This window comes from Priestia endophytica DSM 13796 (genome assembly GCF_900115845.1).
GTDB classification, from domain to species: domain Bacteria; phylum Bacillota; class Bacilli; order Bacillales; family Bacillaceae_H; genus Bacillus_I; species Bacillus_I endophytica.
Genome location: NZ_FOXX01000004.1, coordinates 15000 through 27054, shown reverse-complemented (window position 1 = coordinate 27054; position 12055 = coordinate 15000). Strand labels below are relative to the sequence as shown.

Sequence of the window (12055 nt, the reverse complement as noted above, 5' to 3'; positions counted from 1 at the left end):
TTTTCTTATATGAATTACAACAGGTGTTGAAAAGTTATATAACGAAGCTTTGAATACATTAATCCTGTCTCTAAACAAGTAATCATAATCTATTCAATGAGATTTTAATGGTTATAGTTTCGCGCTATTCTTTAAGAGTTTATTGGTGAATCCTTTAATTTGTTTATTTTCGGTGCTTTGATTGGACCTATATTAGGATTACTCTTTATACAAAAAATGGATATAACAAGAAACATTGAGATTAGGAAGCCGTATGAAATTTATAAGGCTTCTTTTAGTACGGAAAAGGAGACATAAAGAAAAAACGCAAACTCATCATCCCTCAATGAACTTACGCTTTTTTTCTTCTGATAATCGATGTTGTGCAAACTAATTTTGCATATGACATATACCTGTAAAAATTATTAGAGGATTTTACTTATTTTCAATAAGACCTTATCTTCTAATCAGTACCGACAAGTCACCTTCAAATACTTTTTGTTCTTTATCATTATAAGTAGATAATAAAACAGTAAGAATTCCGGTTTCGCTTTTTTTCGTTTTTTTATCAATAACTTCTATAATAGTATGTAATTCATCTCCTGGATAAACAGGTTTTATAAATTTAATATTGTTCATCTCAGTTCCAGCAATAACATCGTCGCCATACATACCTTCTTCAATCCAAAGTTTAAATGAAAGTGCCATTGTATGTATTCCAGAAGCAATGATTCCATTAAATCTCCCTTGCTGCGCTTTTTCCTCATCTAAATGCATATATTGAGGATCAAACTCTTCTGCAAATCCCATAATCCTCTCTTTTGTTAATTTAAAAGACTTAGTTTTAAATACTTGTCCAATTGTGAACTCATCTAGTTTCATAGATACACCTCTTATTTTGAAATCAATTGTTGTACTTGTTTATATTAGTTTAGTATTGCATCCTTATCAAGTTAAGTAGATACACGATGTGAGAAGAATGGTAATGTTTCTCCAGAATCACATTGCATCCGTTAGCTCAACCTTTTGTTGACTTACAAGTGTCTTAAAAAGATTACAGAGAAAGAGGATATGGATAAGTTAAAACAGTCCGTAAACGTATTCCTAAAGGAAATGAAAAAGCGCCAACTTTTTGTCACTCAACAGGTTGGCGCTTTTTTTACTTCCTCGAACATATTTTATGTAAACTAGTTTTGTATACGATATATAATCTAAAATATACTTTCTGATTAAGGAAAAAAGTCTGGGATTATTATTTTAACTTGTTGAGTATATGATGCTAAAATAGACAAACACAAAAATGATTATACGATTTGCAAGCAAGAAAAAATTATGTAAAAGACGTTAGATTAGGGATTTAAAATCCAAAGAAGCATAAGTTCTTCACTTATGCTTCTTTGTTTATATTGGAGGGCGTTTAAAATAAGAAATAACGCTGTGCTAACGGAACTTGATTAACAGGTTCGCATGAAATTTCTTTCCCATCGGCAAATACTTGATATGTTTTTGGATTTACTTCAATTTGAGGTAAAGCATGATTTAGCTTCATATCGAGCTTACTTAAGTTTCGAATGTTGTGTACGGGTGAGATGATTTTGGATAATCCTAACTTTTCATGAACACCACGGTCAATGCTTGCCTGTGACATAAAGGTAATGGCTGTAGAAGAGTTAGCTTTACCATATGACGCATACATTCTGCGCATAAAGACAGGTTCTGGAGTTGGAATAGAAGCGTTAGGGTCTCCCATTTGAGCGCGTGCAATCATTCCACCTTTTAAAACAAGGTCTGGTTTTACGCCAAAGAACATGGGATCCCATAAAACAAGGTCTGCAAGCTTCCCATTCTCAATTGAACCAACTTCATGACTTATGCCATGTGTAATAGCTGGATTAATCGTATATTTGGCAACGTAACGTTTCGCACGTTCATTATCATTCCCTCGTTCACCTGGAAGAGCGCCGCGCTGTTTTTTCATTTTATCAGCTGTTTGCCATGTGCGGATAATCACCTCACCAACTCGACCCATTGCTTGTGAATCTGAAGACATCATACTAATGGCCCCTATATCATGAAGCACATCCTCTGCTGCAATCGTAGCTGCGCGAATTCTTGAGCGACTAAAAGCAACATCTTCCGGCACGTTTGCATCTAAATGATGGCATACCATCATCATATCTAAATGTTCTTCCATTGTATTTGTTGTGTAAGGCATTGTTGGTGTTGTTGAAGAAGGTAAAATGTTGGAGTAAGAGGCTAGTTTCATAATATCTGGAGCATGACCTCCACCTGCACCTTCAATGTGGTACGTATGAATGACACGGTCTCCAATCGCTTCAAGTGTATCTTCTAGAAATCCAGCTTCATTTAGTGTATCTGTATGTATGGCAACTTGAATGTCAGCTTGTTCAACGACATCCATGCACGTTTCGATTGCCCGAGGTGTTGATCCCCAATCTTCGTGAAGCTTAAGACCGACTGCTCCAGCCTCAATTTGTTCTATTAAAGGAGCTTTATGAGAAGCATTTCCTTTCCCTAAAAATCCGACGTTTACAGGGAATTCCTCAGCAGCTTCAAGCATCCTTTCCATATACCAAGGGCCTGAAGTACAAGTTGTGGCTTTACTTCCTGTAGCTGGTCCGGTTCCTCCACCAATCATTGTCGTAATACCTGAAGACAATGCTACCTCCATCTGTTGTGGACAAATAAAATGGATATGAGTATCAACTCCACCAGCTGTTAAAATTTTCCCTTCGCCTGATATCACTTCAGTGCCAGCACCAATAACTAAGTTAGGGTCAACATGATCCATAATATCTGGGTTTCCACTTTTCCCCACCCCTACGATTCTTCCATTTTTAACTCCAATATCGGCTTTTATAATACCTGTATGGTCAATCACAATAACGTTTGTAATCACTAAATCAAGAGCACCTGCTTTAGCTGTTAAGCGTCCGTTCTGTCCCATACCGTCGCGAATCGTTTTACCTCCGCCAAAGATAACTTCTTCTCCATATACAGTGCAGTCTTTTTCAATTTCAACCCATAAATCTGTATCAGCTAGTCGTACTTTATCCCCTACTGTAGGACCAAAAAGATCTGCATATTGTTGCTTAGACATTCTCATGATAAAACCTCCTCTGTGCTAGTGATATAGGTTTCCAGTTTCTCTACCATTTTTTCTTTACGTCGTTCATCAATAAACCCTTCACTTATACCATTTAACCCGTATACCGTCTTGCGCCCTCCTAATGCGACTAGGGTTACTTTCTTTTCCTCACCAGGTTCAATTCGAACTGCTGTACCTGATGGGATATCAAGGCGCATCCCAATCGCTTTTTCTCTATCAAATGAGAGAGCTCGATTCACTTCTGCAAAATGAAAATGTGAACCAACTTGAATGGAGCGTGATCCTGTATTCTTCACGATAAGTTCACAATGAGGTTTACCTTTATTAATTTCAATTTTCCCTTCTCCTATTTGAAATGCCCCTGGTTTCATGCTTTTACCTCCTTGCGTATTGGTTGATGAATCGTTACAAGCTTTACACCATCCGGAAACGTTGCTTCTACTTGAATGCTCTCTAGCATTTCAGGAACACCTTCCATTAAATCTTCTACGCTAAGCACATTACGACCAAGTTCCATAATCTTTTCAACACTTTTTCCTTCTCGGGCTCTTTCGATGACATAGCAAGTTAGGTAGGCTGTTGCTTCAGGGTAATTTAGTAAAACCCCTCTCTCCTTCCGATCTTGAGCTAATTGACCAGCAACAACAATTAACAATTTTTCTTTCTCTACTTCTGTTAATCTCATCTTATAAACCTCCTTAATATATACAAAAGATGTAAATAAATATAACATGAGATGTTACAAAAAGTAAATAATATTCCGACTATTTAAACTAATAAATCTATTTATATTTCATATTCTTTTTCCAAATGAATAAAATACAGCAAGAGTAAAGCGAGAAAAATTTTAATTCCTCTCAGTATTATCCCCATAGGTATTGTTTATCTCTCGATAGCACTGTTATTAGCCATGCTAAGTTATCAATCTAAAAAAACGAGGATCTTATAATAAAATCTCCTCGTTTTGGTTCTTATCACACTCATTATGGTAACTATAAAAGCTTGGATATAGACAAGGTACAGGTCGTATTTTTTGCCCTGCGGAATGCTTTCGCTCAAAAAATCTCCCCCTTTTCACCTTGTCTATATCCATTTTACAGTCTTCGTTTAATTTGTGTTGAAGCTCTCAGCCATCATCAAGTCGTTCTTGTAGGCAGCCATTGCCAGTTCATACCTCACCTTTTTGCTTGCTTCCACAAAATCATTTTCCTTTACAAGAGCTGATAATGAATATTGGTGACCTCTGAAATCCACGTTCAGTTCAGTGATTTGCTTGAATTGAAAACTCTCCTCGGGAACTCCGTTCTCATCTTTTAACAGATATTGACCGTATTTCTCGTTGCATATTCGTGCCACTTCCTCCATCACCTTGAAGGCATCATCCGGATTTTGCCTATAGTTGAGGACAAGGCTTTCGTTTACTCGGCGCCTTCCTCGGTTCCCGTTCTGAAGTTCCGTGATGTTGCTATAGGAGACTGTATAGAGGTATCCGTCATACTGGCGAATCTTTAGATAACGCATGCTAATTTCCTCTATTTTCCCCTGACGGTTTCCATTAAGGATGACATAATCCCCGTGATGGATCTGACGTTCAAGCAAGTAGGTCAGCCCCATTATGTAATCGCGGATGATATGCTGGAAAATCAATGCCAAGGCACTTGCCAATACAACCGAACCTGTGATAAGCTTTCCCAGTTTGAAGAAATGGCTAAGCAAATAAATAAAGAAGAGAGCCAGTCCTAATACTTTTGTCACTTGGTTGGAGAAATGCATCAATGTCTCTTCTCGTTTTTCATCCAAGAAGCTCGTTTTGTCAAAGAAAAGCTTGATGGATTTGCGGATAAAATAAACGATGAGTATAATCAGCAGCGCCACAGTTAAAACCTTTACAGGGAACTGCTGGAACAGTCCAGAGAAAAACAACCTATCCACTCCTTACTTTTTTTACACTATACCAAAAAAATGCGCTTAAGGACAAAAACCTTCCTTTCTCAACAAACCTTAACGATAATAGCATGGTTTCATAAAAAAAAGAAGCCCTATCCGCGCTTCTTGAAGATCGAGTATATTGTCAATAATATAGGTTATGTTAACTAAAACTATACGCGGTATTCAAGAATAAAATGTAGAAGAATGATGTGAAGATATGATTCTTCTATTCATTAGAATGATGATAAATATAAAGAAATTTCCTTAGAAGATAAATAAGCTTGTAAAACCCCAACTATAAAAATATGGTTGGGGTTTTACCTTATACTTCATGTCCTATAAACTCATTTTGTCGTGTCATTTAAATCGCGCGAAAAAGATATTTTTTTAACATCTTTCACTAGTTTGATTTAATGCCTGCACCACATAAAGGGATAATAATTTTTTCAGAAAGTGAATGATTATATTTTAAGTATCCAGCGTAATTGGCAGCTGTTGTTATTTCTACATAAAAACCTTTACCAGCTAATGCAGCACGAGCTTGTAAGATTTCCTCTTCATTTACTGTGAGAATTTCACCGTTTGTAGTACGAACTGCTTCTAAAATTTGAACTGAGCGAGCTGGGGCTGCAATAGCAATTCCTTCTGCTAATGTTTCCTTCCCTTTAATCTCCTCTGCTTCAATTTCATTATTTACAAAAGCTTTTGCTAGAGGAGCACAATTTTCTGCTTGAATGGCCACTATTTTAGGTACTTTCTTAATTAATCCGTTTTCTAATAATTCTTTAAAACCGTAATAAGCTCCTAATAGTAATGTACCATTTCCAACAGGAATGATAAGAGTGTCAGGCTCACTCTTCATTTGCTCCCAAATTTCATAGGCATATGTTTTGGTTCCTTCATAGAAGAAAGGATTATAGACATGACTTGCATAGAAGTGTTTTTCTTCATTTATAGCTTTTTGAGCAGCTGCAGCTACATCTTCTCTTGTACCGTTTACTGTTCGAACATTTGCACCATGAGCTTTTACTTGGGCAATTTTCTTCGGTGAAGTTCCTTCTCTTAGAAAAATATCACATGCTATACCAGCTCGTTTTGCATAAGCCGCGATTGCTGTACCTGCATTTCCACTACTATCAGCAATAACCCTTGTCACGCCTAATTCTTTTGCTTTAGCAATAAGTACGGCTGCTCCCCGATCTTTAAAAGATAGAGTTGGCATCATGTAATCCACTTTAACAAGTGTATTTGGCTTCGTTTCATCTAGTACAATTAAAGGAGTATATCCTTCTCCCATCGTAACTTTTCTCCAAATTGTTGAATCATTTTCAAATGCCATCGTATCTACGTATCGCCACATAGTTGGAGGACGCTCTGAAAGTTTTGATGGATCAAGTGTTACTTTCTGTTTTAATAAATCCAACATACCTCCACACTTACATTTCCATACATTTTCTGTTATTTCATATTTAGTCCCGCATGAATGACATACATAATATTCGCTCATCTTTCTCTACTCCTTGTTGTATATCTTTTTATATTTTATATATTTTTTTATATGAAATGAATAAAAAATTTTACCCCAAACTAAGAATCATAATCTTTCAATATTAAATTTAAAATATTCTTCACTTATTTCTTGGCACAATTGAACACATTGGTTCATGATCCTAAAAAACGTTATAAAATGAATTTACAAAACCCTCTAGTTTCTAATGTTTGGGGTTTCTCTTCTTCAATTGTGCCAATTTGTTAGGTGAAGGATGAATTGTCCAGATACATTCATATTATTCTGATAAATAGTTACCTATATACAAGGTGAATTTGAATATAGATTTCCTATCTAAATCTATTCTTTATCTTATTCTAAGCTTTAATTTCTTACTTTTTCTTGATTTCATCTAAATAGCTATATACGGTGACTTTTGAGATACCTAACTGCTCTGCTACTTTTTCCACAGATCCTTTCATTAAAAATATCCCTTTTTTATCCATAAATCGTATTAGCTCAATTTTTTCATGACGCTTCATCAAAGGATGTCGGCTATTCCCAATAATTTTTTGAATTAATTGATCTGTAATTTCTTCTACATTTTGAATAGAATCCTCAGATTCCTGTACTTCTTCAGCATTTACTTTTTGTACAAAATCTCCTGGTAATAACGTCTCTAACATTTCTTTCATTTGTACTACTAAGTTAACATCATAATTAATACAAAGAGCCCCGACGACTTGTTGATGTTGGTCTCTTATAAGAGCTGTAGAGGATTTAATCGTTCGATGATCATCCGTCTCAATCTCATAACCTGCTAAGTGGTCTTCTTTAAAACTTTCAGATAATAGAACCTGTTTTACTAAATGGTCAAACGATTGGCCAATTTCTCTCCCTGTTACATGATTATTGATTGTAAAAATGACCGATGACTGAGGCTGAGTTAAATCATGAATTACTACCTCACACTGTGAACCAAACATTTTTGCAATGGTTTTAGCTACCGGAATGTAATTATTTAATAATTGTCTTGCTTCACTAATCATTCCCTTGATTACTCTCCTTCTAGAACTTACTGAATAGAAGTCTAATTTATAAATATTAATTCAAATTATATAATTTTTTATACATTTATTCAATATGTGTATTTTTTTATACAAAAACCTTAGAACATTTTAAAATGATGCTTGTTATTAACTTCCCCATAGTTTAAAGCACAGAAAGCATCTTTATGAAGAATTTAAGTTGTAATAAGCAAAAAAAACTTCTCAATTAGATTTCTTTGATCAATAAAAGAAGAACTCTTGTAGCAAGACCTCTTTTAATACGTACAGAAAAACTGCTGAATATCCTCTTTGTCATTTGTTTTTGTTAACGCAAGCATAAGCAACATGCGTGCTTTTTGAGGATTTAACGCTTCAGCTACAATATAACCATGATGAGTATCCATATGAGTAAGACTAACAACTCCCGAGCTTAATCGTGATGATCGCACAACAACAATATCATTGTTTAAAGCATTACGAGCTCCAATAGCAGCTTCTTTGGACAATGTATATCCTCCAGTCGTAGCTATCACAATTCCTTTTGCTCCAGATTGAATTACCGCGTCATATAAAAATGACTCGTCTCCTTGATGGGCGTATATAATTGAAACTTTAGGCAATTGTTGAACGGATGTTATATCAAAAATGGTTTCAGTAGTATGAAGGTACGTAATATCTTTATAGAAAAAGTGCACGTCACTTCCAACAATTGATCCGATGCACCCTTGTTCAAGAGCTTTAAACGTATCAACCGTTGTAGCGTGTGTTTTTGTCATATAACGGGCAGACCCAATTCGGTCACCAAGAACAACAAGAATACCTTTTCCGTGTGATTCTTTATTACAAGCAACTTTTACCCCATTGTATATATTTAAAGGACCATCTCTGCACTCAGGGCTGTTGCAGGTCTAACTGCCCCAACTATAACATCTGGTTTAGAGCTTTTAACAACTAAATGTAAAAAATAAGCTGTTTCTTCAAGGGTATCTGTACCATGTGTAATGACAACACCATCGATTTCATCCTCTAGCAATATTTGTTTTACATAATTACCCAACTCCAATAATCGCTCCGTTGTCATATCTACACTATCAATATTAAACAACTGTTCGACTTCTATATTTGAGAGGTTGCTTAGATCTGGAATCTCTTTCAGTAATTCATCAATGTGTAAAGCTCCTGGCTGGTAGCCAGTGGTCATTGTATCCTGCAATGGTTCCGCCCGTTGCAATAATCTTAATAGTTGGCTTACTCTGCTTCATCCTGTATCTCCTTCTTGCTTTATTGCCTATTTGTGAATCGTTATTGTTACAAGGATTATAAATGGAATTTTTTAATTCCTATTCTTTTTATAACTTAATTATTTGACCAATTCCTTCTTTTTTCGCTTTTTTATATACATAAGCTGCTACTTTCATATCTTGTACGGAAATTCCTGTTGAATCAAACATTGTGATTTCCTCATCTGTTTCACGCCCTTTTTTAACAAGCCCTGTAATTTCTCCAATTTCAGCATATAAAAATTCTTTAGCAAATCCATGTTGTAGTTCACCCATAATTGAACTTTGTTCCCATAAATCACAAACTACTTTATCAATGGATTTATCCATTTGAACTTCATTTTTTCCTTTTGTGTCGCTTCCAATGGCATTAACATGAGCTCCCTGTTTTAACCAAGATGTTTTAACAATAGGAGTGTAACTTGGTGTAGTCGTTACCACAATGTCCGCATTAACTACAGCTTCTTGAGCATTTTCAGCTGAGATACCTTGGTTAATTAATTCCGTTACCCATTGTTCTGCTGCTTCCGTTGCTCGACTATATACATAAACCTTCTTAATAGAGAATTGGTGAAGTAAACCTGATAATTGTACCTTTGCTTGAACACCTGAACCTATAATAGCAACGGTTTGACTGTCTTTCTTCGCAAGATGTTTGGCTGCAACGGCTCCTGCTGCGGCTGTTCTAGTAATGGTAATATGATTAGCATCTAGTAAACACGTAGGCTCTCCTGTTTCTGCATTAAATAAGACCATCGTAGATTGGTGATTCATCTTTTGCTTACGAGCCATATTGTTTTTCCAAAAACCTCCTGCTTTCAAGCCAATCATTTTATCACCAATTAAGTACGAAGACTTAATACCAAAAATACCTTCATGTTCATCAACTATCTCTCTGACAGCTGGATAAATTACACTTTTGTTTTCGTTAAATTCTGTATAACATTCTTCAACTAACTCGATCGCTTTCTCTAAATGCAAAATCTCTTTAACCTCTTCTTGATTTAAAATTAAAACTTCGTTCATTTTATTTCTCCTTATCTCTTCGTGTTGTTTGTAACAAATCCTAATTCTCATATCCATTCTTACATAAACGTCTATAAAAGTATATAATTTTTTATACAAAAAATGATAAAATATTATATAAAAAGTTCATTTTTGTTAAAAAACCAAGCTTTTTATATAAAAAACAGATAATAAATTATATAAAATAGTAGTCTTATAGTTGTTATTTATATTTTTTTATATTGACGCTGATTGAAGAAGAGCGTAGTATCTTAATTAACAGTCAACTACATATTTTCAGTTCTTTTAGAGAAAGGGTATGAATAAGAAAATTGCCTAATTAGTACCGGTGGAACGATTGCTAGTAAGAAGAATGCTGATACAGGCTTATTGACAGCTGGTGTGATGTCCTATAAAGAACTTTCAGAAATGTGCGATTTACCTTCAAATCTAGATGTAGATGTTATTTCTATCTTTCAATTTCCTAGTAATCACATGACGTTTCAACACCTTGTTACATTAAAAGAGAAAATAGAAGAAATACTGAGCGATAAAGAAATTAATGGAATTGTAGTGACTCCTGGTACGGATACGTTAGAAGAAACTGCGTATTTTCTAGACTTAGTAATTTCAGATAAAAGACCTATAGTTGTGACAGGTTCTCAAAGGAGACCAACCGTAACAGGAACAGATGCTATTATTTACAATGAAGATTTTAGTAAACAAGTGAATATAGGAGACAAGATTCAAATAATCCCTAATCATATTTGTTCGGTTGTTAATTTACATGAAAAAGCCTATCTAGTCTCTAATGGAGAGGTGGTAGACAAATTAAACATTGAAGGTAGAGGAATACTTCAATAATCGAAGAACAAAACACCTAATTAAAAATATCCTTAACTTATCTGGAAATCTTTATATATAAGGGGCGATGACATGAATAATCATAAACTATTTTACAAAGATCCCTATCAAAAAACTTTTGAAACTAAAATCTTGAAACAACTACAGGACAAAAAAGGTGATTTTTACATTATCTTAGAAGAAACAGCCTTTTATCCAACAGGTGGTGGCCAGCCACATGATATAGGGACATTGAATGGAATCAAAGTTTTAACCGTTGAAGAGCTAGATGGAGAAATTCGTCATTATACAGAGAGGACTTTACCCGATTCAGATGATAAGGTTGTTGGGGTTATTGACTGGGAACGACGCTTTGATTACATGCAACAGCACACAGGTCAGCATATTTTGTCGGCGGCATTTGCGCAGTTATATGATATTAGTACAGTTGGATTTCATCTTGGAAAAGATATAGTTACCATTGACCTTAACATATCAGAATTAACAGAGGAAATGATAAGCAAAGCAGAGAAGCTTGCAAACGACATTATAATTGAAAACAGACCAATAGTCACAAAGTGGATAGAATATGATGACTTAGTAAATTATCCAATTCGTAAAACCCCATCTGTAAAAGAAAATATTCGTCTTGTCATTATTGATGAATTTGATTACAACGGATGTGGTGGAACACACCCTAATGCTACAGGTGAAGTCGGAGCAATTAAAGTATTGAATTGGGAAAGACAACGAAAAAAAATCCGTTTGTATTTTGTATGTGGTAATCGGGTAATGACCCAATTCGATCAAAAACAAAAGGTGATAGTTGAACTGACTGGATTACTTAATCGTCCTGAAGGGGAATTAAGTGAATCTGTAAAACGTTTACTTGAAAATGTAAAAAAGCTAGACAAAGAGCTTCTAGAATCTAATGAAAAAATACTTCAGTATGAAGCCAATGAATTATTAGCCAAAAGCGTCATTAAAAATGATACTGTAAAGATTATAGAATCGTTTTCAGATCGACCTATCCAAGAACTTCAAAAACTAGCAAAAATGATTGCTGATCGAGAAAAACGAGCCCTTATTTTTCTCTTATCAGAGAACGACAATCGCTTCCAATTGGTTTGTGGGCGAGGAGCAACAAATAAAATGGACATGAGAACCCTTATGCAAGAAAGCCTTTCTCTTATTGATGGAAAAGGTGGAGGAAATAAAACGTTAGCTCAAGGTGGAGGGACTGCGTCATTAACAAAAGAGGAATTTATAAGAAACGTTACTAACATTATAGCAAAACAAATAAAATCAGAAGAATATACTACATTGGATTAAAAGGGACTTGCTTATCTTA

12 protein-coding genes are annotated in these 12055 nt (G+C 35.0%); 2 read left to right on the top strand and 10 right to left on the bottom strand.

The window, feature by feature from the left end; all coding sequences use genetic code 11:
• Positions 1–435: 435 nt before the first annotated feature.
• The 10 genes from BM012_RS09070 to BM012_RS09030 all read right to left on the bottom strand — a co-directional run bounded on the left by BM012_RS09070 (position 436) and on the right by BM012_RS09030 (position 9882).
• Complete coding sequence (locus BM012_RS09070; protein ID WP_061804408.1) at positions 436–861, bottom strand: MaoC family dehydratase; 426 nt, start codon at positions 859–861, stop codon at positions 436–438.
• Positions 862–1396: 535 nt separating this feature from the next.
• Positions 1397–3106: an urease subunit alpha gene (ureC, locus tag BM012_RS09065; protein WP_061804409.1), complete on the bottom strand. Its 1710-nt coding sequence runs from the start codon at positions 3104–3106 to the stop codon at positions 1397–1399.
• Positions 3103–3480: an urease subunit beta gene (gene ureB, locus BM012_RS09060; protein WP_061804410.1), complete on the bottom strand. Its 378-nt coding sequence runs from the start codon at positions 3478–3480 to the stop codon at positions 3103–3105. The genes ureC and ureB overlap by 4 nt, the downstream gene beginning before the upstream one ends.
• The gene (gene ureA / locus BM012_RS09055; protein WP_061804411.1) at positions 3477–3794 is read right to left on the bottom strand and encodes an urease subunit gamma; all 318 of its coding nucleotides are present in this window, start codon (positions 3792–3794) and stop codon (positions 3477–3479) included. The genes ureB and ureA overlap by 4 nt, the downstream gene beginning before the upstream one ends.
• Positions 3795–4216: 422 nt before the next feature.
• Complete coding sequence (locus tag BM012_RS09050) at positions 4217–5032, bottom strand: mechanosensitive ion channel family protein (RefSeq protein WP_061804412.1); 816 nt, start codon at positions 5030–5032, stop codon at positions 4217–4219.
• Between the two features lie 406 nt (positions 5033–5438).
• Positions 5439–6545: a threonine synthase gene (locus BM012_RS09045; protein WP_061804413.1), complete on the bottom strand. Its 1107-nt coding sequence runs from the start codon at positions 6543–6545 to the stop codon at positions 5439–5441.
• 374 nt (positions 6546–6919) lie between these two features.
• A complete protein-coding gene (locus BM012_RS09040; protein ID WP_061804451.1) occupies positions 6920–7573 on the bottom strand; it encodes a helix-turn-helix transcriptional regulator in 654 nt (217 codons plus the stop codon).
• A gap of 278 nt (positions 7574–7851) precedes the next feature.
• Positions 7852–8445 carry an asparaginase domain-containing protein gene (locus BM012_RS25840; protein WP_082802574.1) on the bottom strand — a complete coding sequence of 198 codons (594 nt, stop codon included), beginning with the start codon at positions 8443–8445 and terminating at the stop codon, positions 7852–7854.
• A gap of 2 nt (positions 8446–8447) precedes the next feature.
• Positions 8448–8777 carry an asparaginase domain-containing protein gene (locus tag BM012_RS25835; protein WP_139210322.1) on the bottom strand — a complete coding sequence of 110 codons (330 nt, stop codon included), beginning with the start codon at positions 8775–8777 and terminating at the stop codon, positions 8448–8450.
• Between the two features lie 148 nt (positions 8778–8925).
• Positions 8926–9882 (bottom strand): ornithine cyclodeaminase family protein, encoded by a 957-nt coding sequence (locus BM012_RS09030; protein ID WP_061804416.1) that lies wholly within the window; start codon positions 9880–9882, stop codon positions 8926–8928.
• 369 nt (positions 9883–10251) lie between these two features.
• Here BM012_RS09030 and BM012_RS09025 point away from each other — a divergent pair, with 369 nt between their 5' ends.
• Entirely contained in the window at positions 10252–10725 is a 474-nt protein-coding gene (locus BM012_RS09025; protein WP_061804417.1) for an asparaginase domain-containing protein, read from the top strand.
• A 72-nt stretch (positions 10726–10797) separates the two neighbouring features.
• Positions 10798–12036, top strand: a complete 1239-nt coding sequence (locus BM012_RS09020) for an alanyl-tRNA editing protein (protein ID WP_061804418.1) — start codon at positions 10798–10800, stop codon at positions 12034–12036.
• The last annotated feature ends 19 nt before the right edge of the window (positions 12037–12055 follow it).